Here is a 26216-nt window from a genome sequence, read left to right as displayed (position 1 = left end):
TTATTTTTGACCAAACCGTAAATCTAAACAAGATGATGTTTAACAAAGACGAGTTCCGGAAATTTGCCGTAAAGGGCCAAGGCATGAGTGGCCTGGGCGTAGACCAATATATTAGCCATGTAGAAGGCCGAGCCATGCATACCATCGAAAGCATGACACGCTCTGTGATTGAGGAACGTCCCACGAACTTCCGTGAGATTGACGTGTTCTCCCGCCTTATCATGGACCGCATTATTTTCCTGGGCACACAGGTAGATGATTTCATAGCCAACATCATCACGGCACAGCTGCTGTTCCTGGAGTCAGCCGACGCCAAGAAGGACATCCTGCTGTACATCAACAGCCCGGGTGGCTCGGTATACGCTGGCCTTGGCATTTATGACACCATGCAGTACGTGAACCCGGACGTGGCCACTATCTGTACAGGTTTGGCTGCCTCGATGGGTGCGGTACTACTGGCCGGAGGCGCCAAGAACAAACGCTCGGCCCTGCCGCACGCACGGGTGATGATTCACCAGCCAATGGGCGGCACACAAGGCCAGGCTTCTGATATCGAAATCACGGCACGTGAGATTCTGAAGCTGAAGAAGGAGCTGTATGAAATTCTGGCGGAGCATTCCGGCAAGTCGTATCAGGATATCTACGACAACTCTGACCGCGACTATTGGATGAAGGCAGAGGAAGCGAAAGAGTACGGCCTGATAGACGAAGTGCTACACCGCAAGAAAGAGTAGTGTCTGATTAACAGCACTTTAAATTGACCAAATCCAAGGTATGCGACACCCGCCCCAAGCAACTGAGGCGGGTGTCGTTGTTTTCTATGACAAGATAAAATTGCACCTATCCTGTGGCATCTGGCAAGTGGCGGAATTCGTACAAGAATTTATCAACAGGCAGATGTGGATTCCTTTTGTTTGTAATAAGCTGATTAACAACATTATAAATCAAGATATACGAATAGTTATTTTTGAATTTATGGGTACTTTTTATAATCATATCAACATTCCTGCACAATAATTTGTGCTCCAATAATATTTCAATTTTGTACCTTTGCCTTCGTGCAAGACCTGATGAAGGTCTAAAAATCTTCTGAACAAACTTTTTATGGCTGAAATAACTTGCTCCTTCTGCGGCAAAAACAAGAAAGACGTATCGGTGATGATATCCGGTATCAACGCTCACATCTGTGACCGTTGCATCGGCCAGGCCCAGCAAATCCTCAACGAAGAGAACAAGATACGCGCTAATAGCCGCACGCCTAAGTTCAACCTGATGAAGCCGAAGCAGATGAAGGAGTACCTGGACCAGTTTGTGGTAGGCCAGGACGAGGCGAAGAAGGTGATGTCAGTGGCGGTGTACAACCACTACAAGCGCCTGATGCAACGCACCAACGAGGACGATGTGGTGATTGAAAAGTCAAACATCATCATGGTAGGTGAGACAGGCACAGGCAAAACGTACTTAGCCCGCATGATGGCCGGTATCCTACAGGTTCCTTTCTGCATCGCTGACGCCACCGTACTGACAGAAGCAGGTTACGTAGGCGAAGACGTAGAAAGCATCCTGACGCGCCTGCTACAGGCCGCTGACTACAATGTAGAGTCTGCAGAGCGGGGCATCGTTTATATTGACGAGATTGACAAAATCGCCCGCAAGAGCGATAACCCTTCTATCACCCGCGACGTGAGCGGTGAAGGTGTGCAGCAGGCACTATTGAAACTGCTGGAAGGCACTGTGGTAAATGTACCACCGCAAGGCGGACGCAAGCACCCGGAGCAGAAGATGATTACCGTGAACACAGAGAACATCCTCTTCATTTGCGGCGGCGCTTTCGTAGGTATAGACAGGCTCATCAAGAACCGCCTGAACACGCGTCCTATCGGTTTCTCTAAGTCGAAGCAGGATGATGCAGAGGAGAAAGAGAACTTCCTGAAGTACCTGACAGCTCAGGATTTGAAAAACTTCGGTCTTATACCTGAGTTGATTGGCCGACTGCCTGTACTGACGCACCTCGACCCACTCGACAAAGAGACGCTGCGCCTAATTCTGCTGGAGCCGAAGAACTCTATCGTGAAGCAGTACAAACGCCTGTTCGAGATGGAAAACATCACGCTCTCATTTGACAGCGACGCGCTGGACTATATTGTAGAGAAAGCGGCTGAGTACAAATTGGGTGCCCGTGGCCTGCGCTCCATCTGTGAAGGCATCATGACGGATGCGATGTTTGAACTGCCGTCTGAAGAGGGAACAAAAGAACTAGTGATTACCGGTGACTACGCCCGCGAGAAATTTGACAAGTCTACGCTAAAGCAGCTTCGGGTTGCTTAAGTGTTGTGACACACACTAAAATAAAAGCCTCAGCTGCTAGCAGCTGAGGCTTTTTGCTTTTGATAGCGGTCAGTTTTTTTATGCTACTTCCCTGAGCTCACTCTCGCCCCTTCGAAGGGGATTCGGGAAAGAGTGTCTTCCCCCTACCCCTTTGAAGGGGAACAATCCTGCACGAGTCCCGCAGATACAAAATACTAATTTGTCATTTCGACGAAAGGAGAAATCTTATGCCTTTCTTGCCGCAAATCCAGCGCCAGTGTGGATGCGGCTTTTCTGAGGAAAGTGAGGAAGGATACCGAGGACAGCGCCAGGTATAAACGTACTTGCATGTCTCACCGCCCGTTCCCGCTGCGCTAGCACCGGCGGCGGGCAGCGTAACAGATTCCTCCTTTCGTCGGAATGACAGAAACGAGAGGGGGAATAACTTTAGCGTGAGCAGGTATGGCAGGCAAGGACCAGGTATAGGTATAGCCGCCAGGTATAGCAAGACATTCCTGCACTGATGCTACGAAGGTATAGACTGAGCCAAGTGCACCCAATGGCGCTCCGCTATTCGAGCGGTCAGCGAGTGGGGGTAGGGGCCCTCGAGAAGGGAGCGTCTTGATTTTTTTGCTTATTTTTTTCATCAAGGAGAAAAGTAAGCGCCCGCCGCACAGGCGAAGCTATACAAAAAGTCAGCGAGCAAATGGCTAAAACAGCAGCAACGAAGCAGAATTAGGTATAGGTATAGCTCGACTTCACTAGCTATACCTGTTTACCCCTGCCTCAAGTACCCTACCATTAACTCCGCGGCGCGCTCGGCGGTGCGGTGCTCGCCTATTTTCTGCTTCACCAGTGCATAGCCTTCTTTCTGCTTCTTAATGGCGTAATTGTCGAACAGGATGTTCTTGAGCTCCGCTACAATCTTCTTTGGCGTGAAATCGTCTTGAATGAGCTCTGTTACAATGGGTTTGTCAGCTATCAAGTTCACCAGCGAGATGTAGGGCACTTTGATGACCCGCTTGCCTATAGCGTAGGAGATGGAGCTCGTCTTGTAGCAGACCACCTGCGGCACGTCAAACAGCGCCGTCTCCAGCGTGGCCGTGCCGGAGGTAACCAGGGCGGCCTTCGCGTGGGCGAGTAGGTCGTATGTCTGGTCGTAGATGATTTTGATGTTGGAGTCCTTGTTGTACTGCTCGTAATATTCCTTGGAGAAGTTGGACACACCTGCCACTACGAACTGGTAGTCGCGGAAAGAGGGCAGCACGCTTAGCATCACATGCAACATGCTCTCAATTTCCTGCTTGCGGCTGCCGGGAAGTATGGCAATGATGGGTTTATTGTTGAGAAGCCTGTTGCGGTTCCGGAAGTCGGGCGTGACGACGTGGTCGTTCACGGAATCGGACACCGGGTTGCCGATGTAATCCACTTTGTAGTCGAATCGGGCGTAGAAATCCTCCTCAAACGGCATGATGACGAACATGCGGTCCACCAGTTTTTTGATTTTGTGCACGCGTCCCTGGTTCCAGGCCCACAGCTTCGGGGAAATGTAGTAGAACACCTTCAGGCCGCGCTCTTTGGCATAGCTGGCGACGCGCATGTTGAAACCAGCATAGTCCACCAGTATCACCACATCGGGTTTGAAGGCGGCGATGTCTGATTTGCACTCGCGCAGGAAGCCCAGAATCTTGAAGAAGTTGGCGGCAGCCTCCGCAAAGCCCATGAAGGCCATTTCCTGGTAATGCTTCACCAGGTGCATACCAGCCTCCTGCATCATATCGCCTCCCCACCCTCTAATCTCAGCCTCCGGGTCTTGCTTCCGAAGCTGTTTGATGAGGTTGGAAGCGTGCAGGTCTCCTGAGCGCTCACCGGCTATAATGTAATATCTCATGTAATGCGTATTCGTTTGGGGCTACCTGAAGAGGCAGGCAATGTGGAAAGCAACCAGAAGGTATAGCTTAATAGCTATAGTTGCTTATTCGCCAAAGTACTCCACGTAGTTACGCGGCGTCTCATATAATTTCAGGCTATGCAGCTTGGCGCTGGAAATTTCAGCGATTTTGGGCTCCAGGATTTTCCAGAACTCCACCACCAGGTTCTCGGTGCTGGCCAGTTTGTCTTCCATGAAAGCCACGTCGAGGTTGAGGTTTTTGTGGTCTACCTTCTCGATGATGTTCTTGCGGATGAGGGTACTCAGTTTCTTGAGGTCAATCACAAAGCCCGTGTCCGGGTCTGGATTGCCTTTTACGGTCACGATTAGCTCATAATTGTGCCCATGCCAGTTGGTATTCGCACATGGCCCGAACACCTCCTTATTCTTCGCCAACGACCAGTTCGGGTTGTGCAGCTTGTGGGCTGCATTGAAATGCTCTAACCTGCTTACGTAAATCATTCTAACTGCTAAACTTATAGTTCTTTCGAGACAGCAAATATACGAAGAAAGGAACACCAAAGAACGAAGTAATGATTCCAATTGGCAGCCCCGCCGGCGGATACAGCAAGCGGGAAAGCAAATCACAGAGCAGCATGAAAAAGCCGCCCACAAAGGCGCAGAAGAGCAGGTTGCTCCTACCCGTGGTGCCCAGCAGCCCGCGCGTGACGTGCGGTATAATCAGGCCTACAAAACCGATTGGGCCGGAGGTAGCCACGGCAAAGCCTGTGACGATGGAGACCGTGGCCAGAATGGCCCAGCGCGTCTGTACCACCTGCACGCCCAGCGCCTGCGCCCGATCGGCACCCAGCAATAGAATATTGAGCTGCTTCTGCAGGAAGGCGAACAGGAAAAGCGCGATAAGCAAAGCCGTAGTAGGGTATGGCAGCAGCGACCAGCTGGCCCGCTCAAAGCTCCCCATCGACCAGAAGATGACCGACTTGAGCTTTCCCTCCGAATCAGACAGAAAGGTGAGCAGCCCTACGATGGCTGTCACCAGCGAGCTGATGGCTATACCTGCCAGCAGCAGTTGCGCAGGTATAAGCTGCCGCTTGCGGTATCCGAGCATGACCACGACCAGCGTCACGACGAAAGCGCCCATGAGTGCGAACACCGGCGGCATATAGATGCCGGCCACCGTCATCTCCACAAAACCAAAGAAAACCACCACTGCCCCCAAAGAGGCACCCGAAGCCGTGCCCAACAGGTAGGGATCGGCCAGCCCGTTGTTGACCATGGCCTGCATGAGGTAACCGCAGAAGGCCAGCGACGCCCCTACCACCAGTGCCAGCAAGAGCCGGGGAAGCCGCAGGTGCACGATAGCATAATGTGTGGTGTTATCTGGGTCGTAATTCAGGAAGGCATTCGCGACCGTAGCCAAGTCAGCCTCAAAGGAGCCTACCTGCAGGCCCAGCACCAGCGTCGCCAGGATGAGCAGCAAGGCCACTACAAAATATAGTGCCCTACTCATGGGTATAGGAAGCCTTCGAGTTCAACGATTGACTCCACCACCCGGGGGCCGGGGCGCTCTATCAGGTTGCCGGTGGGCGCATAAATCCGCTTATTATGGTAGGCGGCAATCTTGCGCAGCTCCGGATACAGGCTGAAGAATTCCTTCTCCAGGCGTTCCGGGCTTCCGCCCAGGAGCACATCCGGGTTGAGTTTCAGCACATACTCGCGGGTGAGCGCCGGGTAAGGCTGGTCGAAGACTTCCTGCACGGCGTTCTCGGCGCCGAGTATGCGCAGCTGGTCGGTGAGGATGGTGTTCTGCCCGTAGACGTAGATGGGGTCGCTCCAGGTGATGGTCAGCACCCGCTGCTTCTGCGCCTGCTGGTTATACCTTTGTTCAATGGCCTTTACTTGCTTCCGGAGTGAATCAGCCAGGTGGTTGGCCTGCTGCTCCCGCCCCATGATGCGGCCGATGTCCTCAATGCCTTTGAAGATGTCTTCCACGCTGCGGTATTTCTGGTAGTAGACCGGTATGCCCAATTCCTCCAGCCGCGCCGCCACATCCAGCGGCGTTATACCTTCCACGGTGAAGACCAGGTCCGGCTTCAGGGCCAGTACCTGCTCGTAGTCCACGGGGTAGTTGTTCACGATGGGTTTGCTATACACGCCCGCCGGATAATCACATTGCGGAGTGCGACCCACGATGTTGGCCGTATCGCAGACGGCAAAGAGCATCTCCGTCATGGAGGAGGCGAAGGCCATCACGCGCCTGGGTTGCTGCGGCAGGCGCACCTCACGGCCTAGCCCATCCTGCCATACGCGCTCCTCCCCTGTCGGCTGCCGCTTGTCGGGGCTGCAGGCCAGGGCGATGAGCAGGAAAAAAGCAACAGAAAGCCGGTTCAGGAATGGGTGCAAGGTATAGCTTCGTTTCAGATTGGGGGAGCGGCGCGTCCGACGACGCAGCCTGCTCCATTAATTTTCGTAAATTTAACGCAATATTACATGACAGCCTATAAATCTGAATTATGATCGTCGTAACTGGTGCTGCCGGCTTTATTGCGAGCTGCCTCGTGAACAGCCTCAATGCAGCTAATTTCAATGATATCGTGGTGGTGGACAACTTCTCCGTCGCCAAAAAAGAAGACAATCTCAAAGGGAAGAAGATAAAGGAGTACGTAGACCGTACCGGTTTCATGGAGTGGCTGGAGGACAACTACGAGGAAGTGGAGTTCATCTTCCACCTGGGCGCGCGCACCGATACCACCGAGTTCAACAAGGATGTGTTCGACCTGCTCAACCTGAACTACTCTAAGCAGGTATGGAACGCCTGCTGCGAATACCAGATTCCGCTGGTATACGCCTCCTCGGCGGCTACCTACGGCTCCGGTATGCTTGGCTACGATGACAACGAAGCGACTATACCTTTGCTGAAGCCGCTCAACCCTTATGGCGACTCCAAGAACGACTTCGACAAGTGGGCGCTAGAGCAGACGGCGAAGCCCTTTTTCTGGGCCGGCCTCAAGTTCTTCAACGTGTATGGCCCCAACGAGTACCACAAAGGCCGTATGGCCTCGGTGATATTCCATGCCTACAACCAGATAAAGGAGAAAGGCAGCCTGACGCTGTTCCGCTCCCACAACCCGGATTATGCCGACGGCGAGCAGATGCGCGACTTCGTGTATGTGAAGGACGTGGTGGAGGTATGCATGTTCCTGATGCAGCACCGCAAGAATTCCGGCATCTACAACCTCGGCTCCGGCAAAGCCCGCACCTTCATGGCGCTGGCCCTGAACACGTTTGAGGCCATGGGCATTACTCCTGAAATTGATTTTGTGGACACTCCCGAAAGCATCCGTGACACCTACCAGTACTTCACCGAAGCCAACATGGACAAACTCCGCTCCATCGGCTACAACCGCGAATTCTATACCCTGGAGGAAGGCGTGCAGGATTATGTGCAGAATTACCTGATGGAGGGGAAGTATTACTAGGAAGGAATTACTTTGCTGAAGATTCAGCAAGTATAGCAACGCCCTGTCTATTTAAGTAGGCAGGGCGTTGCTGCTTTAGTGTTCTAAGGGTGTGGTGTAGCCAAAGCCTGAAGCGTAGCAAGGGTTACGGTTGAACAGGGTTAAGCTTCTACCAAGCTACGTGCAGTTTGCGGGTTTTAAAACAACCCTATTTTCCTGATTCGGGTTTATGCTTTAGTTGCAAGCCGTGCAGGAAGTTGCGCAGAATCTGGTCTTGAAGGGGGCGGTAATGCTGGTGGTCGGGTTTGCGAAAAAAGGCGCTGAGTTCGTGCTTGCTTAGCCGGAAATTTACCAGCTCCAGAATATCCAGGATGTCCTCGTCTATCAGGTTTAGGGCAATTTTGAGCTTACGAAGTATCATGTTGTTATTCAGTTTATTTTCGGGCTTCGGTTGCTGCCCTTCCTTCTTGCCGCGTTTTTCGTTAATAAAACCATTGAGAAAAGCAGCTAGGTGCAGGTCGCTCATTTCCTTAAACCCGGGCTCATCTTCCTTTTTCATCCACTCTATGATTCCTGCACGGGTTACCTGCTCCCCCCCAGACTTAAAAAGCTCCATCAGCTTAGAGTCGTTGAAATCGAAGGTATAGCGGAGCCGGCGTAAAATATCGTTGTTGTTCATGTTTATACTTTGAATAATTTCTTTATAAATACTGCCTTAACGGTACTCGTGTAAGCTTCGGAGAGGCCACTGTCCGAACTGGCGCTTACATCATGTTATCTGAAGTTATTTTTGCTGAATTAGGTATTCACGTTCTACAGCAAACACAGCATCCTTTTCTCCAGGGCGTGGTATGATTATCAAACCATGCCATTTCTTTTTAGTGACCTCTCCTTTTTTAAGATTCTCGTCATTTGCGACAAACTTAATGAATGCTGTGTCTTGGATTCCAGCGACAACTTTGTCACTATCATAAAGTCTTGACGAGGAGATAGAACCTCCTTCGTGGAATTTAAAAATCGGCTTTACACTATCTGAATTGTATAGCGCCTTATGATTTTCGATAAATAACTTCAATCTATAAATTCCCCCATTTTGCACAGTATTGTTCTCTACTACAGAATTTCCCATACTACCTAGCTCGGGGAAAGCTTTATAGTTTTCATCCTTAAAATTAAATTCTTTCGAAATACTGTTATTTTCTACAGAATCTGCGGAATTACAGGAAGTAAAAGCGACCATTAAAAATAGAGGGTAAACTATTCTCATATTTTTTAATATCAGGTAACTAATGATTATAAGGAGTTGATGCGGTTACTGGCATTACACGTGGAATCAAAATAGTACACTATTTGATGGTCTTTGCTACTCTTTTACAATTTACCAAAAAGCATACACTCATTGCTATATATACTCTTTAAGAATCTACTATGTAGTACAGCACCTCTCTAAAACAACACTGAAACCTGCGTCCTGCCGGTATGAACCGCTCCTACGCTATTCGCCTTACGGCCGTCGTAGTTGAGGGAGATGTTGAGGCCGTTGCTCAGGCGCTGCTGCACGTTGAAAGACCAGGTGAGGTTGTTGCCGGGGCGCAGGGCATTCAGGATTTCGTACCCGACGTACGAAGTTTCATCCCCCTTGAACTCGATGTTCACGTAGCGTATGATGCCGGACACGGTGCGCTTGCTCACCTGGCTTAGCTTCGTCTCTAGCCCCAGCTCATGGAAGGTGGCCTGCTGCTCCGCATCGGCGGGTGAGAGCTTGTCCTCACGCAGTGCCAATTGGTAGGTGCCCGTGAAGCGAAGCTTGGTGTTAGGCTGGTAGGCCAGCTCCGGCGTCAGCTCCTGCGACACGATGCTGAAATTTTTGGAGCTCAAGAAATTGGAGCGGTTGTCGCGGATGTTTTGGGCAATGCTCATTCGTGAACTCAGCACCTCGTTCAGGTTGAGCCGACCTATCAGCTGGTGACTGCCCACGCTGCGGGTCTCGGTGCCGTTGGCCAACAACGATTTCTGTTGGTTCTGTTGCACTGTGTACTCCAAGCCATACTTCGGGTTGCTCCGGTTAAAGTACACCGTATTGCGCAGCGACTTTATCAGCGATATCAGAAACTCATCCTCAAAATCCTCACTGAACGGGTTGAAGCGGCTCATGATATCATCTTCGGTGGTTTTTTTGTCGATGCTCACAAACGAGAGCGCTGAGAATTTAGCGGCAAAGCCTTTCCAGCCTTTGGCGCTGCGCCAGCTGCGGGGTGCGTTGCTGGTAAGCCGGTAGGTGAAGCGGTTGGTATAGGCGTTGATGTACTCGTCCGTCGGCAGGAACACCTTGATATACCTGCGCTGGTCCACAGTCTGCGCCTCCAGGTAGTCATTCAGGTCGTTGGGATTACCCTCGTCGCGGAGGTAGTGCGTGCCCTGCCCCGGCAGCGTCTCCCGGAACACGAAAATGCGCTTCAGCTCCCGGCCCGTGCCTACCGAGTAACTCATCTCAGAGCGGAAGCTGCCTTCCAGGAACGAGGTATTCCAGTCGATGCGCGACTGCACTGTCTCCTCGTCCAGCCCCTGTGCCAACTTCAGTTTGCGGTATGTCGCCTGCACGTTCAAGTCGCTATCGCGGCCATACCTTCGCTGCAGCATGGCGTTGTAGGTCTGCCCCACTTCCGGCGCGCCCAGTTCGCCGGCTACCGTCGGGCGCAAATCGGTGCGGTGGCTGTAGTCTACCCGGAAGCGGGTACTGGCGGTATCGCGGCTCTCCACAAATACCAGGTGCTCGTCAAAATACATGGCCGAGCCCGTCACGGAATCTGAACCCATGGCGGTGATTTTGTTCTTGTCGAAGCGGTACACATAGCCCGGCTCCAGCTTGCCCAGCTTGTACTTGGCCCCCACATCGCCCCTATACCACTCCGATTCCCGGTCTTCCTGGTCACTGTGGAGCATGAAGAAGTTGTTGCGCAGCTCCAGCTTGCCCACCTGCTTGAGCACATCCAGGTAATGCTGCACGCCATTCACCTGCTGCTCGCGGGAGCGGCGGCTGATGCGGTAGTTCACCAGGTTCTGCGCGTCCTGCATGGCCCCTACTGAGAAATTGAAGATGTGGTCTTCGGCTTTCTGCTCCGGGTTGTTCAGACTCCAGTCACGGTCAAATTCAATAGGGCGGTAGCGGTCTATCGGCTCAAAATTGACATCGGTATACTCGTAGTTGAGCGTGCTGTTAAGCTTATACTTGCCCAGGAAAGGCAGCTCCCGGTCCTGCACCACATAACCCACCCGCATGGCCGCGCCGTTATCATCCTGCGCGTCTAGTCTGGAGAATCGGTTGAGGTCGTTCTGTGAGGCGGCTCCTTCCACGAAGAAACTCACGCCCTTCTGCAGTTCATAGTTGCCACCCAGTGTTATCAGCTGCTTCTTGCGAGGAGTGGGCAGGATGCGCACAGGTGCATAATTGCCCTGTGGCACGCCATTGAGGGGCGCCACCCACTGGTATACCCGCCCATTCACAGCGTTATTAGAGACAATGTAGTTGCCCCGGTTCTGCCCTACTTCCGAGAAACGCACATTGTACACCACCGAATCCGGCTCACTGGCATAGACATAAATCCGCTCCGGCTGCTCGTTCACCAGCGTATCGCGTTGGTTATAGAGCACCTGCGTTGGGTCGAAGGTCACCTGTTCCGCGCCGGATGTCAGGGCCATGTTCAGGCTGTCGCCTATACCTGCCAACAGTTGCTTTTCCTCCTCCCGCAGGTCGAGGTGTAGCAGGTTGCTCGGGTTGTCGGACTCGTTGTAGTAATTGGCGTATACCTGCACCTTGCCCAGTTGCTGGTAATGGCTGGCGTGGTAAATGCTGCGGCTGTAGTTCAGGTCCGAGTACTCAAAATCGACCTTGATGCGGGAGTTCTTGGTGATGACATGGCGCGTTGTGAAGGTGATTTCCGCCTGGTTATAATCTATCACATAATCAAAGTCATAGCCACGGGTTAGTAGTCGTCCATCCAGAAACACTCTTTCCGAGTTGGCCAGCACGATGATGAAACGCTCGTTGTTGGGTCCGCGCAGGCGGTAAGGTCCTTGCACCCCTTCCAATGCCTCCACGTTCTGGGAGGCGAACTTGCCCTTCGATACGGAGGCAGCCACAGTGGTGGAACCCAGTCGTTCCGGCGACTTGCCAAAGGTGGTTTCAAAAGCTCCGCCCTGCACATTCTTGTAAAACTGCATGAAGTACGAGGGCTTGTTCCGCAGCACCACATCCCCCGCCGAGAGCTGCCATTGCCGGTGCTTGAGCGTGATGTACACCCGGTCGAACTCGTTCAGCTGCTGCGTGTTCCCTTCCGGCTGAAACGGGATGTTCTGGTCGGTGATGGCGGCGGTGATGCTGATGTCCTCGGTCAGCTTGCCGTCCAGCTGCAGGTTCAGGGCCGAGTTCACGAACACGTTCTGCGTGTTGCCAAATGAGATACCGCGCGAGATGCTGCCTGTCTTGTTCAGGCCGGGTGTTCTGAAAATCTCCTCCTTGGCAGCGAAATCCTCTTTGTAGACATCCTTCTGGAAAGACTTCATCTCCAGTTGGCCGATGTCCCGCCGGAAGGCAGGCTTGGTCAAATTGAGCGGCAGCACCCGGTAGCATACTTGTACCGAGTCCGGCAAGGGCACCAGCGTACCCAGCGTATCGACAATCTGGTAGAGCGGCTCGGGGAACTCCGTCAGCCGGAATTCGGACGTGGTGTAGTTGTAGTCAAACTTGAATTGGTCTTTGCGGGGGCCAACGAAGGTGATAGAGCCCACATCAAGGGACAGCGTATCGAGTTGCATAGGCTGGGCGGTCACCGGTATCCAACGGCAATGCCGGTTGCTGACAGGCGCCTGGGCAAGCAACGGCAGGCTCAGCAGCCACAACAGCATACCGATAAGCAGCGCCTTTGTCATGTCGTGGCCAGCGGTAAGGCAATATAAAACGTCGTCCCCTCTCCCTCCGCTGTCACAAACCAAATGCGACCACCTGCGTTTTCTATTCCTTTTTTGGCCACAGCCAGTCCTATACCGGACCCCGTGTACTTTGTACTGAAATTTGGGATGAACACTTTGTGTCGTATCTCGGCAGGTATGCCGCTGCCGTTGTCCGTGATGGAAACCAGCGCAGTGCCATCCTGCTCCACCTTCAGCTTCACTTTCAGTTCCGGTTTGCGGCTGGCCGGCACAGCCTGAATCGCGTTCAGCAGCAGGTTGTTGAAGGTGCGCACCATCAGGGCCTCGTCTGCCATCACCATCACCGGCTCCTCCGGTATCCGCACCAAGCTGCCTGTGGTGGCGGGGTTGTTGTGCAGGTCAGTGGCTTTGCGCAGCGCGGCTCCCAAATCCATCAGTTCCGCCTTCGGCTCCGGCATGGACGTGAAGTTGGAGAAGGAAGTGGCGATGTCGCTGAGGATGTTGATTTGGGTGATGAGCGTATGCGATATCTTGCTGATTAGCTGCTCGGTGTTCGGGTTCTTCTCGGCAATGGCCTTCTCCAGATACTGCAGCGAGAGCTTCATCGGCGTAAGCGGGTTCTTGATTTCGTGGGCCACCTGGCGTGCCATCTCACGCCAGGCCGCCTCTTTCTCACGCATGGCCAATTCCACCTTGTTCTGCTCCAGCGTCAGCAGCATGCGGTTGTACTCGTTCACCAGCATCCCTATCTCATCGGCCCCTTCGTAGGCCAGCATCTCGTTCTTGCCCGTGAGGGAGGTATGCTTCAGCTTCTCAGCCAACAGGCGCAGCGGCACGGTGAGGGCGCGGGACGCGAAGAATGTGAGGATGATAAACATGATGAACATCACCGTGAAGATGTTCATGGTGGTGGTAATCAGCTCAATCAGCTTGAGGTCCAGTTGCCGCTCTGAGTCAAAGAAAGGTATACCGATGAAACCCAACAGTTGGTCCGGGTCATTGTCCTGGCGAAGGGGCAGGTATAGCGCGTTGAAGTTGAGATTGCCGGCCTGCTCATCGAGCAGCACCCGCAGCGCCTGCCGCTCCGAAATGGCCGCAAAGGCATTTGGGTTCACCAGTTTGGAGAGCAGGCCCGCCTCAAAAATCAGCGGCTGACTTGTCACCAGCAGCCGTCCGTTCCGGTCATACAGACTCACATCCGCCTCTGAAAGGGCGGCAATGGACGTCACCCGACGCAGCAGCCGGTTCTTGTCATTCAACAGGTCCAGCGTACTCTGCCTGGTCAGGTTCTCCTGTATGGCCTCCCCTTTCTTCTCGTAGGAAGACAGCAAATCTTTTTTGTAGGAGGCCGTCACCAGGCCAGCCGTGGCAATGCTCACCAGCAGCAACGGCAGCAGGATGCCGAAGTTGAGGAACAGCTGAATCTTGGTGCTGAAATTGGGCTTGAACTCCCGCAGGCGCTGCCGCTGCACCAGAATGAACAGCAAGGCCATCAGAATCAATCCGCACGTGAATACCAGGAACAGAAAGGAGAAGTTAGACAGAACTTCGCGCCCGCCATACTTCATGGTCGTGATAATGACCGTCTGCCCTGTTTCTGTTTTCAGACCCAGGTGGTGGTAACCTGCTTTGGTGATACCATACCGGAACAGTTCGGCCCGCTGCATCTGGTCCGGCCTGAAGTTGGTGGCATAGTCGTACTCGCCCTCGCTGTAGCTGAGCTTTTGCTTGTCATAGATGGCAAAACTCAGAATGTCGGCCCGGAAAGGCTGGTGCTGCTGATCCGCCAGCAGCTCGGGTACTACACTGTTGGGCAGCAGCTCCTTTAGGCTCAGTTGCAGCACAATGGTGCCGTGCAGCCTACTACCAAGTGGCACGTCTATCAGTTTGAGGTAAAACCGGGCATGTGGCCGCAGCGGGTCGCTCACCAGGAACAGGTTCTCGTATTCTGTCCTGGTCTGGGGGGTATCGTATTTCAGGCGGAGTTCCTGCAAGGTGGCCGCCGTGGTATCGGCGCTCTCCAAGGTCCTGCCTTCCCCGTCGAAGAGCAGGATGTTGGTCTCATATTTGTCAAAGTAGTCGCCCAGAAACTGCCGGGATATTTTCCGTTTGATGAAGGCGGCATCCACATACGGTCCTTTCATCTTCGACTGAATCAGAATATCCTCCGAAATCCGCACCGCCACGTCCTCCTCCAGCAGATACTCCGCCAGCACATCCGTCTCCTGCATCAAATCGAAGGCGAACTTCTGTTTGTACTCCAGTAACTCGCTTTGGTAATGGGTATAAAGGGCCACGGCACCGGTGATGGCGCTAACCGCGATTATCAGAAAAACGAAGAGGTAGGTGCGATAAGGAAAACTGATGGCCTGCCTGTGCTGCGCCGTCACGATGATGATGAGCCAAAAGAGCGTGCCAATCAACACCACGCCTACGTACTGCAGACCAGCCACCAGTGACAGCACCAGCAACAACGCGGCTATACCTGCCAAGAACTTGTAAGGCCACAGCGTATGCTCCTGCTTCAGCAGTACCGTCACCACCGATGACAGAATATAACTAAACACCCCTAGCGCTGCCGTGTGCACGAACATGAGTCCATACATAACCAGCTTGTAGCGGCTTAACTCCAGCGACTGGCTGATGTCAAGGGCCAAGGGTGAGTTATGGTAAATGCCGTAGTAAAACCGGAAAAGGACGCCCAGTAGCACGAAGAACACCAGCATGGCTACAAGCTGCAGCAGCTGTGACCGTTGTTGCGGCAGGGACTTGAGTCTTGCCAGCACATGGTGCTTGTGGAACAGGTATAGTGCAGCCCAAGCAAGCGTGAGCAGCATGAGCATATTCAGCGCCAAATCCCCCACGGAAGGAGACCAGAAGGAGGCGGCGTACAGCCTCGGGTCAAACAGCTCCGTTTCGGCCAGGGTGAACGGGAGGTTGAGTAGCAGCAACATTAGTCTGAAACTCAAAAGAAGCGTGAGCAAAAGGATGATGCCCTGGCTATACCTGCCTTTGTTCAATAGGCGCCTGCTCAGCGAGATACTGAACCAAATGAAAAACACGGCACCCAGTATCAGCAACAGCAACTGCAGGTCATCTGACTCAGAATCAACACGGTCGCGGCTGAAGTCGAGTGCAAAAAGGAATCCATTGTCCACGGTTTTCACCTGCGGCAACCTACCTGGCCTTTCCAGCACCAGCTTGACAGAGGCCGTCCCGAAAATGTTTTTCTGAAGGCCAGAGGAGAGGTAGGTGTTGTTTATCCCGTAATCAATCTGCAGTGGGATATAGGTATAGATGTGGTAATCCCCTGCCTGATGCGGCAGCACGATGAAGGTGCCGTAGTTATTGCGGATAGCCGTAATGGCGGTGGCGGTTGGCGGCAGGTCCAGGTCAGGTATAACCGTATGGTCTGACCAGAAAGCCAGTCTTCCCCTGTTATAGACAAACGTGGGGTAGTGTGCTTGCTGCAGCAGCGCCGAGAAACTCACCTCGTCTTTCTGCAACTGCTCCCCTATGTGTTCCGCTGCCTGCCGTGCATCCACTATGGTTTCCTGTACATTCTCAGCTATCTGGCGCTGAGTGCGTCCATAGTCGGCGGTATACCAGCCAGAGGTCAGCCCATAATGCAAAAAAGCTGTCGCTAAAAAGCACAGCACAGCAGCAGCTAATAATAGTATTGGCGTAACCTTCCGATTCAATGCAGCATGGATTATCCACGAATTTAAACAAAACGTGGAACAAGCACTATAGATTCAGGGACTGATTTAGTCCCGCGAATAAGAAGGGTCAAATTTCACACCAGAAAATAAATGCAGCATCAGGACGCGGGCGTATCGGAAGAGCAGCGGTGTAGTCACAAGCACGACAGCGGTAACAGCGGCCAGGTATACCCAAATAGGCGGGTCGTTGGCAAGATAATAAAGCAGCACACCCACCAGCACCACGATTCCTACCGAGAAGCCATAGCTGATGTACATCGCTCCCCAAAAGAAGCCGACTTCCACTTCATAGTACAGGCCACATACCGGGCACTGCGCAGGCATGTGGTCAAACTTACTCAAGTTATAGGCGCTGTGCGAGAACACGTCTCCTTTGCGGCACCTCGGGCACTTGGAGGCAACAATAGCCTCCAGGCTAGACGTTCTTGGCATTCTTCATGCGGCTGCTCTTGTACCACAAGAAACCAACCGTCCCTACTAGCACATAAGGTATCAGCATCAGGTATAGAATACCTGTATTGAGCCCTGAGCCCACTTTAGACTCTGGTTCTTTGCTGCCTGTACCCACGTTGGACTCTACAGTGGCACGGCACATGGCACACTGGCTGTAAGCGCTGGTGGAGGCAAAGCTCAGTACCAGCACCATCAGGCCTGTGAATACTATCTTGAATAATCGCTGCTTCATCTCTTTCATAACAGGTTCCTCCCTCTCAAGGTTCTAGGTATAGTAAGGCGATATCATTATATAAACAAGCACGCCCGTCACGGCTACGTACAGCCAAATCGGAAACGTCCATCTGGATATACGGCGATGCTTGGTAAACTGCTCGCTAATGGCAAAGTACACGGACAACAACACCAGCGGCACAATCACGACTGCCAGCACGATATGGGTCAACAGGATAAAGTAATAAAACAGCTTCAGCATGCCGTCCCCACCATAAATGGTGCGCTCCCCCAGGAAATGGTAAGTCACATAGGAAACCAGGAAGATAGCTGACAGACCGAAGGCCGTTGCCATAGAAATGCGGTGTACCGCGATGTTGCCCCGTTTGATGTTGTAGTACCCTATTACAAGCACAACGGCCGTCATGGAATTAAGGATGGCATGCAGAGTAGGTAGAAACGAAACGTCAACTGAGCTGCTTCCCTCCTTCGGCATGAAAAATAGCATGGCCACTACTACCGGTATCACCACCGACAGAATAGCAATCAGCACCAGGTACTTCTTGTCTTTGCCCAGAACCGGGCTATTTTGATTTGCTGTACTCATCTAAAAGAACTCTAATCTCTAAAATCAGTCGGTCCACATCGGCTGCATCCGTCCCATCATATATACCGCGTACGCGTCTGTTCTTATCCACGAGCATGAATTTCTCACTGTGGATGAACTCCTGTTGCCCCGGCACCTGTTGCACCGGCAGGTAGAACCCGTTGCGAGCCAGGCTGTAGATTTGCTCCCTGTCCCCCGTCAACAGGTACCACTTGGATGGGTCTGCGCCATAACGCTCTCCATATTCGCGCAGCACCTCCACCGTATCGTACTCGGGATTCACAGTGAACGAGGCGATTTTCACCTGAGGTTCATCCTGGAAAGTCTCCTGCACCCGTACCAACTGCGACGACATTTCTTTACAGATGTCAGGGCAGGTGGCAAAGAAGAAATCCGCTACATAAATGTGATTGTCCAGCTGCTCCTGAGTGATGGTCTCGCCTTTCTGCGAAGTCAGTTTGAATGCCGGAATTCGATTAAAGAGCGTATCGCCTTTCGCGTCGAACAGCACCTCCCCAGTGTCATCCACCTTCGGGAAGTAGGTGCGAAGCGTGAAGTGGTGTTCACCGAAATTGCCGATGAATATAAAAACGAGAAGAGGCACTAATAGTAGGATTCCTAATATTAGTGCCTTTACATTACTCATATGCTAAATACTTTAATTGAAGTAATTCGTGATCGAATCGTAGTAATAACTTCCTTCCGATATAAGGGCCACCATCAGCCAGATTAACAGGGCTAGAGGAATTAGAATAGACCAGATAAGTGCTTTGGACTCGTGCTTCAAGTGCATGAACTCAGCCACGATGTAGAAAGCTTTGAATATCGTCAGGATGATAAAAATGGAATTACGCAAAGTGCCTGCATCCATGGTAAAGGCGAAAAGGAACTCGATTGCCGTGAGGGCTACCAGAATGAAAAACGTTTTCCAGATTACCTTGGTCTGCGCCTTTGGAATATCACCTGTCTGGTGGAAATCGCTTGAATGGTCCGAATGAGCTGCCATAGTATGTTTTATGTGTTAGAGGCAGCTTCCGGCCAGCAAAAGACCGGTCGCTGCAGCTGTATTTTATTTATCGTTTTGGTTTAGATGAGGTAGAAGAAGGTAAATACGAATACCCACACCAAGTCTACAAAGTGCCAGTAAAGGCCTATCTTCTCTACCATTTCATAATGGCCCCGCTTGTGGTATACGCCGTTTACGGTGCTGATGAAAGCAATCACCAAAAGCGTCCAGCCTATAAATACGTGCGTACCATGGAAACCTGTGATAAAGAAGAACAGGTCTGCAAACAACGGCGGGCCATATTGGTTTACCGTCAGGTTTGCCCCAAAGATACGCGTACCGTCTGCCAGCACCATGCCTTCCTCAGTACCTGCTATGAAGTGAGACCACTCCCACGCCTGGCATCCCAAGAAAGTCGCACCAAACAGGATAGTCCACAGCAACCACTTCTGCACATCGTTTTTGTCCATTCTATGTCCTGCTTCCACGGCGAGTACCATGGTCACAGAGCTCAGGATAAGAATCATGGTCATTAAAGCCACGAAGGCCAGTGGAAGGTCCATTCCATGTAGACCAGGGAAAGCGTTGAACACTTTCTCAGGTATAGGCCACCATTCGGTTGAGAAAGTGAAGGCCTCAGGCTCTCCTGTATAAGGCAGGTGACTGTGACGTGACAGACCATAAACAATCAGGAATGCACCGAAAGTAAATGCATCAGATAGCAGGAAAAACCACATCATGAGTTTTCCATAGCTCGCTTTCAATGGTTCGTTACCACCGTCCCATGTACCTGTATTAGGTGCTTCCAGCGTAGTTGATGTAGACATAGTTTATGTATTGAAAAGAAACGTGTTTAGTGATTTATTCTTAAAAATATATACAGGTATATCCAAAGACCACCCAAAAAGTGCCAGTAGATGGTGCATAGCTGTATGCGCAGCATCTTCTTGGAATGGACCTTGTATTTTAAACTAGCCACTATCACCGCAGCAAGGTATATCAGGCCCGTAATCAGGTGAAACCCGTGTACGCCAGTTAATACATACATAAATGAACCGGCAGGGTTACTTGTTTCCCCTCCAAAGAAGATGTTATTGTCTACCATCTCCCCCCACGCACTCCACTGTCCTACTAAAAAAGCCAGTCCCAAGCTAAAAGTCAGGAACAGCATCATGCGCAGCATGGAAAGGTTGTTCTTTGCCGCCGCATTATGAGCTAGTTGCATTGTCACGCTACTGAGCGCGATAAGGACGGTGTTTATCAGCAGGATGTTCGGCAAATCGTACTCCAGCCAGTTGCCTTCCGCACGCCGCACTATATAGGCGCTCGTGAAGGCTGCAAACATCATAATAATACTAATAATAATCAACCACAGCGAAAACTTTAATGGGTGTATTCCTACTGTGTTTTCATCCTCTCCAAATGATTTCGCAACCATATCCATTCCTTAAATTTTATCTAAAACGAAAGCTATCTGAACGATAGGCAGATACAAAAATGAACCAAACATGATGTTCATGGCAGCCTTTTTAGTGCAGGTGCGCATGAGGTGAAAAGTCTGTGCCAAGAACAGCACTCCGCATACCACGGCTATCAACGCCGATGTAGTGCCTGTCATGCCAAACTGCAGGGGAAGCAAGCTGAGCGGTATGAGCATCAGCGTATAAATCATAATCTGCACCGCCGTCTTCAGATTCTTGCCTCCTTCAAAGGGAAGCATCTTGAATCCAGCTCGCTTGTAATCATCATCCAGTACCCAAGCGATTGCCCAAAAATGTGGGAACTGCCAGATGAACTGTATGCCGAATAGTATCCACGCCTCCACACTCAAAACGCCAGTCGCAGCTACCCATCCAATCAATGGAGGCAAAGCGCCAGGTATAGCGCCGACGAACACATTGATAGGGCTTATCCTTTTGAGAGGCGTATAGATGAAACCATACAAAATGAGCGATACCAAAGAAATAGCCGCTGTCAGTACATTGAAGTAGGTACCTAACAGGAGCAAGCCTCCTATACCTAGTACAGCACAGTATATCGCCGCTTCCAGAGGACTCACCTGCCCTGTTGGCAGAGGTCGTCCGGCTGTTCGCTTCATCAGCTTATCCAGGTCTTTTTCCAGCAACTGGTTGATGATGTTTGCAGAGCCTGTCACCATTAATCCTCCCAACATCACTAATGCAATACCAATCCAACTCCCTCCCGGCTGCCCCAGTATATAGCCTATAGCACTAGAAAAAGCGACAGTGAAACTCAATCTGAACTTAAGAAGCTTGAAGTAAGCTGAAGCTTTTTGTGCCATAATTCCTATGGACAGCACCGATTCTAATCTATCTGTAATCATTAGTTTAGAACCACTACCGGTTTTTCAGTCGCCTTTTTAGAGGCGTAATAGTAAACAATCAACATCAGGAACTGCACTCCAAAGAGCAGCGTAGCAATGGTCAGGTGAAGCGGCTGCAGGAATGCAGGTATGGCAAAGTAGGCCATGACAATACCAAACACCACTTCGATAGCTAGCATGAACAGCATCCAACTCGTCAGTACTTTCAATTGGCGGTCTTTAAGCTTATACACCAGATAAGCCAGGTAAAGGTTTATCGCCAATAACAGGATGGAAAAAGAACGGTGGATGTAGAAGCTTAGGCCCAGCCTGTCAATCCATAAATCTCTGTTGCCTCCATTCATCTCCGAGGCTACAATGTCCACCTCTTCTCTTACCTGGGTGCCAATCAGGATTTGCACAAAAGTAGCGATGATGACTATTCCCATCATCGTAAACAGCCAATTCGAGCGGTCAAAACGTGTCTGAATCATTCCTGACTGTGAACGCATTACCGCATATTGTAACAAGGCCACTATCACCAGTGCCAGCGCCATATGTACTGTTATGGTAACAGGCAAGAGGTTGGTTGACACTACAATGGAACCTAGCCAACCTTGAAACCCTACTAACAGAAAACTGATGAACGTAAGCCAAAAGATGGCTTTATCAGTTTTAAGAAACGGAACAGCATACAAGACAGTTAAGAAAATCAGGATTCCTATCGCTACCCCTACCAGCCTGTTCAGATACTCTATCCAGGTTTTGGTGACGTTGAACTCCGTCTCAATGTACTGGTTTGGATGAGAGAAGATAGAGGCTGATACTTTTTCGAACCCCAATTTATCCAGGTATCCGGCAAGCTTTCGATTCTTATCTACCCTTTGCTGCTTATATACCTCCAAGTAATCATCTGGTAACTGGCTAACATCAGTTGGAGGAACCCAACTGCCAAAACACTTGGGCCAGTCAGGACAACCCATCCCTGACCCGGTGCTCCGCACGATTCCTCCAACCAATATTAGAAAGTATACAGCTACTACTGTAAGTACCCCAATATATCTAAACCTTTTGTATGGAAAAGATTTAACTGTCATTCAAGCTATTCTAAGTCTCTCTCATGCGGCAGGTTTGAAGACTGCGTCTGAGAGAATGGTACGTTCTGAGGGATATAATCCTCCACTGCACCTGGTTTGCTATAATCATATGGCCATCTGTATACCGTAGGTATCTCTCCTGGCCAGTTGCCGTGACCTGGGTTAACCGGTGTAGTCCACTCCAATGTGTTGGAATGCCATGGGTTAGCGGTAGCACGACGTCCTTTAAAAATACTGAAGATAAAGTTGAACAGGAAGATAAACTGTGCCGTGAAGCCAAGTATAGCGGCTATACTGATGAAGCTGTTCATGTCCGCGAACATATTGAAAGCTTCAAAGCCTGTCCAGGAGTAATATCTTCTAGGGAATCCTGCTATACCTAGGTAGTGCATTGGCATGAACACCAGGTAAACTGCCAAGAACGTTAACCAGAAGTGCACGAATCCGAGCTTCTCGTCCATCATTCTGCCAAACATCTTCGGGAACCAATGATAGATACCGCAGAACATGCCGAAGAAGGCCGCTGCACCCATCACGAGGTGGAAGTGGGCAATTACGAAATAGGTATCGTGCAGCTGGATATCAAGTGAAGAGTTACCCAGGATGATACCTGTCAGACCACCTGAAATGAACAGGGACACGAAAGCAATGGCGAACATCATGGCAGCTGTGAAGCGGATGTTGCCTCTCCAAAGCGTAGCTATCCAGTTGAATACTTTCACCGCAGATGGAACTGCAATGATGAGCGTCAGGAACATGAAGACGGAACCCAGGAACGGGTTCATACCTGTCACGAACATGTGGTGCGCCCATACCACGAAAGAAAGTATGGCTATACCTAGCATAGAGCCAATCATCGCTCTGTAACCAAAAATCGGCTTGCGCGAATTGGTTGCAATTACTTCAGAAACGATACCGAAAGTCGGCAGAATCACGATGTATACCTCTGGGTGACCCAGGAACCAGAACAAGTGCTGGAACAGGATAGCACTACCACCTGTGTTGGCAAGTGCCTCTCCGGCGATGTAGATGTCGGAAAGGAAGAAGCTCGTGCCGAAGCTACGGTCGAAAATCAACAGCAGTGCTGCGGATAACAATACTGGGAAAGAAAGCAGACCCAATATAGCAGTCAGGAAGAATGCCCAGATAGTCAGCGGAAGCTTCGTCATGGACATACCTCTTGTTCTCAGGTTTATTACAGTCGTGATATAGTTCACACCTCCCAGCAGCTGGGAAACAATGAACAATGCCATACTAATCAGCCATAGTGTCATACCTAGACCTGAGCCAAGTATCGCTTGTGGCAATGCACTCAATGGAGGATACACTGTCCAGCCACCGCCCGCAGGTCCTGTCTCTATAAACAGGGACATGAACATGATGATACTGGATAGGAAGAAAACCCAGAATGAAAGCATGTTCATAAAGCCAGAGGCCATATCCCGTGCACCAATCTGCAGTGGAATCAGGAAGTTACTGAAGGTACCGCTCAAGCCGGCTGTCAACACGAAGAACACCATGATGGTACCGTGCATGGTCACCAGAGCCAGGTAAAACTCTGAGTCCAGTTTACCGTTCACTATCCACTCACCCAGAATAGGCTCCAGAAAGGTGAATGTGGCCTCAGGCCAGCCCAACTGCAGACGGAAGATGACGGAGAGGAAACCACCCACAAAGCCCCAGAAGATACCTGCAAAAAGAAACTGCTTTGCGATTACCTTGTGGTCCTGGCTGAAGATGTACTTCTCGAAAAAGTTTTGGTCATGATGATGGTCATGCTCTTCGTGAGCATGATGCACATCCTTATTGATAGAGATATCTGTACTAGACATTGTTGATTGATTTTAATGCTACAACTCTGTTTTTACTTCTTCAGCACTCTTTTCAAGCACCATCTGATTATCAGACTCGCCAGTGAACTTTGACAGAAGCTGTGGGTTCTGCTCGATGAAAGGCTTCTGCGAAGCTACCCATTCCTCATAATCCTCTGGTTCATCAACAACAAGTATGAATCTCATGGCAAAGTGGCCTTTTCCACAAATCTCAGTACATGCAAGTTCGTAGGTGAAGTTCGGGTTACCTGTTTCGTTCTGCATTTCAGCAGTCGTCTTGGTTGGCACGAACCAGAACTTGGTTGGCATACCTGGCACTGCGTCCATCTTCAAGCGGAAGTGGGGCAGGAAAACACTGTGAATCACATCTCGTGACCTGATTTTCAGCAGTACCGGCTTTCCTTTAGGCACGTGGATTTCACGTGGCATGAAGTCGTCCATGGAGTTAGGATCGCTGAAATCCACTCCCATTTCGTTTACGGCATCAATGTACTGTACATTGGCTGTTCCCAGTTTGCCGTCACCTCCAGGGTAGCGCGCCATCCAGTTGAACTGCTTGCCCATCACCTCAATCACCACTGCGTCCTCAGGGGCTGCGCTTGTGATGTTTGTCCATGTCTTCCAACCTGCGAATACCAAAAGGGCCATCACAACAGCAGGAATCATTGTCCAGACAATCTCCAGTTTGTTATTGTGCGGGTAATAGTAAGCTCGCTTGTCATCTTGGTGCTGGTACTTGTAAGAATACCAGAACAACAGAATCTGTGTGATGACGAACACGATACCAATCACTACCATGGTAGTCCAGAACAGGCTGTCCGTCCATCCACCGTGAACAGAGGCCAGCGGCTGGTTCATCTCATCCCAGGAATCTGAGAAAGACCACGCGAAGGCTGCCCCTCCTACTATGAGGAAAAGCAGCATTAATATACCGTTTACTTTGTTACTGGTCCTGGTAGTTCCAACGGCACGCTGTGTTGAACCTCTGAAGATAGAGGCCAGTGTACCAATCCTGAACAACAGGAAAAGTATAACTAATAACAGTATTAAGGATAAACCTATGGCGAACGTAATCATTATATAACGCTTTTAGTATGATCTCTAAACATGATGGTGAACACTCTCCTCCACGAACGGGTGGTTTACTGGCACCAATGAGGCTTTGGCAAGTCCCTTTGTGAACGTCAGCAAGAATACACCTAAGAATACCAGTGTTGTACCTATCTCAATAAATCCTATACCAGCACCTGTGCGCAGGGTTCCTGGCATCATCATGAGGTAGAAGTCGAGCCAGTGTCCAGCCAGTATGGCGATGGTCACTATTTTCAGCATAATCATCTGACGTTTCGCATCTCTTGTCATCAACACCAGGAAAGGGAATGCAAAATTTACAATCAGATTCGTGAAGAAAATCCACTTATAGTGACCGTCATTGCCGCCAAGTCGCTCAATGTAGTAGATGGACTCTTCCGGAATGTTAGCATACCAAATCAGCATGAACTGGGAGAACCAAATGTAGGTCCAGAAGATGGAGAAGGCGAAAACGAACTTGCCCAAGTCGTGCAGGTGGTTCGCGTTAACCATTTTCAAGTATCCATTTTGCTTCAGGATGATGACGGTTAGCGTAATAGCTGCCAAACCGGATACCCACCAGCTAGCAAAAACGTACCAGCCAAACATGGTGGAGAACCAGTGTGTGTCAATAGACAATACCCAGTCCCAAGCCGAGAGTGAAGAAGTAACACCAAATACAACAAGGAACATGGCAGAAATGCGAATGCTCTTGTGGTAGTAGGAGGTGCCTCCGTGGAGGTCTTCGTTGATGGAGTTTCTTCTCAGCCAGTTGAAGAACAGAATCCACAGCACAAAGTAGGCTATCATTCTGATGAGGAAGAACCAGAAGTTCAGGAAAGGTGCCTTACCAGCAATGATAGGGTCATATCGCTCATCGTTCACATCGTACAGGTACTCGTGTGTCCAGTGGAATATGTCGTGGCCACCAAGCAGGAATACAATCAACATTACGGCGCCACCAATTGGCAGGTAGTAGCCTAATGCTTCAGGAATACGCTTAATCAATACGGACCATCCTGCGTAAGCCACATATTGTACGGCTACGAAGAACACGCCTACTAATGCTATACCTGTGAAGTACACGTTGTTCAACCACAGGTTCACGTACAGGCGCTTTGTCCATGATACCGCTTCATGTCCTGCCGCAGCAGCTTCGCCATGCCCTTCTGCATGCTCGGCTCCTCCGCCAAGGGCTGCTATTATTATACCAGCTATAAGCAGAACAACACCTATAGCAATCATTAAGAAAAACTTGTTATTCGTCTTTCTGGAAATGATGAGTCTTTCTTCTGTCATTACCCTTT

Annotated in this window: 24 protein-coding genes; 4 read left to right on the top strand and 20 right to left on the bottom strand. The window is 50.7% G+C overall.

Annotated features, from left to right (window positions below; genetic code table 11):
* Nucleotides 1-35 precede the first annotated feature (35 nt).
* The 3 genes from B051_RS0106390 to B051_RS22685 all read left to right on the top strand — a co-directional run bounded on the left by B051_RS0106390 (nucleotide 36) and on the right by B051_RS22685 (nucleotide 2831).
* Nucleotides 36-734, top strand: a complete 699-nt coding sequence (locus tag B051_RS0106390; protein ID WP_026236224.1) for a ClpP family protease — start codon at nucleotides 36-38, stop codon at nucleotides 732-734.
* Nucleotides 735-1104: 370 nt separating this feature from the next.
* Nucleotides 1105-2328 (top strand): ATP-dependent Clp protease ATP-binding subunit ClpX, encoded by a 1224-nt coding sequence (gene clpX / locus B051_RS0106380; protein ID WP_018477353.1) that lies wholly within the window; start codon nucleotides 1105-1107, stop codon nucleotides 2326-2328.
* A 323-nt stretch (nucleotides 2329-2651) separates the two neighbouring features.
* Entirely contained in the window at nucleotides 2652-2831 is a 180-nt protein-coding gene (locus tag B051_RS22685; RefSeq protein ID WP_157578546.1) for a hypothetical protein, read from the top strand.
* Between the two features lie 251 nt (nucleotides 2832-3082).
* On the opposite strand, the gene lpxB is transcribed toward B051_RS22685, so the two are convergent.
* The 4 genes from lpxB to B051_RS0106355 form a co-directional block, all read right to left on the bottom strand.
* Nucleotides 3083-4198: a lipid-A-disaccharide synthase gene (gene lpxB, locus B051_RS0106370; protein ID WP_018477352.1), complete on the bottom strand. Its 1116-nt coding sequence runs from the start codon at nucleotides 4196-4198 to the stop codon at nucleotides 3083-3085.
* A gap of 84 nt (nucleotides 4199-4282) precedes the next feature.
* The gene (locus tag B051_RS0106365; protein ID WP_018477351.1) at nucleotides 4283-4699 is read right to left on the bottom strand and encodes a 6-pyruvoyl trahydropterin synthase family protein; all 417 of its coding nucleotides are present in this window, start codon (nucleotides 4697-4699) and stop codon (nucleotides 4283-4285) included.
* Between the two features lies 1 nt (nucleotide 4700).
* Nucleotides 4701-5708: a FecCD family ABC transporter permease gene (locus B051_RS0106360; RefSeq protein ID WP_018477350.1), complete on the bottom strand. Its 1008-nt coding sequence runs from the start codon at nucleotides 5706-5708 to the stop codon at nucleotides 4701-4703.
* Nucleotides 5705-6601: an ABC transporter substrate-binding protein gene (locus B051_RS0106355; RefSeq protein WP_018477349.1), complete on the bottom strand. Its 897-nt coding sequence runs from the start codon at nucleotides 6599-6601 to the stop codon at nucleotides 5705-5707. Before B051_RS0106355 ends, B051_RS0106360 begins: the two co-directional genes overlap by 4 nt.
* Nucleotides 6602-6711: 110 nt before the next feature.
* On the opposite strand from B051_RS0106355, the gene rfaD reads away from it, so the two are divergent.
* On the top strand, nucleotides 6712-7677 hold the full coding sequence (gene rfaD / locus B051_RS0106350; RefSeq protein WP_018477348.1) for an ADP-glyceromanno-heptose 6-epimerase: 966 nt from the start codon (nucleotides 6712-6714) through the stop codon (nucleotides 7675-7677).
* 187 nt (nucleotides 7678-7864) lie between these two features.
* On the opposite strand, the gene B051_RS0106345 is transcribed toward rfaD, so the two are convergent.
* The 16 genes from B051_RS0106345 to B051_RS0106270 form a co-directional block, all read right to left on the bottom strand.
* Nucleotides 7865-8335, bottom strand: coding sequence for a YehS family protein (locus B051_RS0106345; RefSeq protein WP_018477347.1), 471 nt, complete (start codon nucleotides 8333-8335; stop codon nucleotides 7865-7867).
* A gap of 105 nt (nucleotides 8336-8440) precedes the next feature.
* Nucleotides 8441-8923, bottom strand: coding sequence for a hypothetical protein (locus B051_RS0106340; protein ID WP_157578544.1), 483 nt, complete (start codon nucleotides 8921-8923; stop codon nucleotides 8441-8443).
* Nucleotides 8924-9102: 179 nt separating this feature from the next.
* Nucleotides 9103-12585 (bottom strand): hypothetical protein, encoded by a 3483-nt coding sequence (locus tag B051_RS20990; RefSeq protein ID WP_018477345.1) that lies wholly within the window; start codon nucleotides 12583-12585, stop codon nucleotides 9103-9105.
* Nucleotides 12582-16217 carry an ATP-binding protein gene (locus tag B051_RS0106330; RefSeq protein ID WP_018477344.1) on the bottom strand — a complete coding sequence of 1212 codons (3636 nt, stop codon included), beginning with the start codon at nucleotides 16215-16217 and terminating at the stop codon, nucleotides 12582-12584. The genes B051_RS20990 and B051_RS0106330 overlap by 4 nt, the downstream gene beginning before the upstream one ends.
* Before the next feature lie 135 nt (nucleotides 16218-16352).
* Nucleotides 16353-16739, bottom strand: a complete 387-nt coding sequence (locus B051_RS20985) for a DUF983 domain-containing protein (RefSeq protein WP_026236223.1) — start codon at nucleotides 16737-16739, stop codon at nucleotides 16353-16355.
* A complete protein-coding gene (locus B051_RS0106320; RefSeq protein ID WP_157578542.1) occupies nucleotides 16723-16992 on the bottom strand; it encodes a hypothetical protein in 270 nt (89 codons plus the stop codon). The genes B051_RS20985 and B051_RS0106320 overlap by 17 nt, the downstream gene beginning before the upstream one ends.
* A 33-nt stretch (nucleotides 16993-17025) precedes the next feature.
* Nucleotides 17026-17580: a DUF420 domain-containing protein gene (locus B051_RS0106315; RefSeq protein WP_018477341.1), complete on the bottom strand. Its 555-nt coding sequence runs from the start codon at nucleotides 17578-17580 to the stop codon at nucleotides 17026-17028.
* Complete coding sequence (locus tag B051_RS0106310) at nucleotides 17558-18226, bottom strand: SCO family protein (RefSeq protein WP_026236222.1); 669 nt, start codon at nucleotides 18224-18226, stop codon at nucleotides 17558-17560. The genes B051_RS0106315 and B051_RS0106310 overlap by 23 nt, the downstream gene beginning before the upstream one ends.
* Before the next feature lie 12 nt (nucleotides 18227-18238).
* Nucleotides 18239-18586 carry a cytochrome C oxidase subunit IV family protein gene (locus B051_RS0106305; protein WP_018477339.1) on the bottom strand — a complete coding sequence of 116 codons (348 nt, stop codon included), beginning with the start codon at nucleotides 18584-18586 and terminating at the stop codon, nucleotides 18239-18241.
* Between the two features lie 80 nt (nucleotides 18587-18666).
* Entirely contained in the window at nucleotides 18667-19413 is a 747-nt protein-coding gene (locus B051_RS0106300; protein ID WP_026236221.1) for a cytochrome c oxidase subunit 3, read from the bottom strand.
* 26 nt (nucleotides 19414-19439) lie between these two features.
* Complete coding sequence (locus tag B051_RS0106295) at nucleotides 19440-20030, bottom strand: cytochrome c oxidase subunit 3 (protein ID WP_018477337.1); 591 nt, start codon at nucleotides 20028-20030, stop codon at nucleotides 19440-19442.
* Between the two features lie 3 nt (nucleotides 20031-20033).
* Nucleotides 20034-20930 carry a heme o synthase gene (gene cyoE, locus B051_RS0106290; protein WP_018477336.1) on the bottom strand — a complete coding sequence of 299 codons (897 nt, stop codon included), beginning with the start codon at nucleotides 20928-20930 and terminating at the stop codon, nucleotides 20034-20036.
* Complete coding sequence (locus B051_RS0106285; RefSeq protein WP_018477335.1) at nucleotides 20930-22006, bottom strand: COX15/CtaA family protein; 1077 nt, start codon at nucleotides 22004-22006, stop codon at nucleotides 20930-20932. The genes cyoE and B051_RS0106285 overlap by 1 nt, the downstream gene beginning before the upstream one ends.
* A 5-nt stretch (nucleotides 22007-22011) precedes the next feature.
* Complete coding sequence (locus B051_RS0106280; RefSeq protein WP_018477334.1) at nucleotides 22012-23838, bottom strand: cytochrome c oxidase subunit I; 1827 nt, start codon at nucleotides 23836-23838, stop codon at nucleotides 22012-22014.
* Nucleotides 23839-23856: 18 nt separating this feature from the next.
* Nucleotides 23857-24762 carry a cytochrome c oxidase subunit II gene (locus B051_RS20980; protein WP_018477333.1) on the bottom strand — a complete coding sequence of 302 codons (906 nt, stop codon included), beginning with the start codon at nucleotides 24760-24762 and terminating at the stop codon, nucleotides 23857-23859.
* 177 nt (nucleotides 24763-24939) lie between these two features.
* Complete coding sequence (locus B051_RS0106270) at nucleotides 24940-26208, bottom strand: hypothetical protein (RefSeq protein ID WP_018477332.1); 1269 nt, start codon at nucleotides 26206-26208, stop codon at nucleotides 24940-24942.
* Nucleotides 26209-26216: the final 8 nt, after the last annotated feature.

Origin of the sequence: Pontibacter roseus DSM 17521, assembly GCF_000373265.1 — a bacterium.
GTDB lineage: Bacteria > Bacteroidota > Bacteroidia > Cytophagales > Hymenobacteraceae > Pontibacter > Pontibacter roseus.
This window is presented reverse-complemented; position numbering and strand designations above follow the sequence as displayed.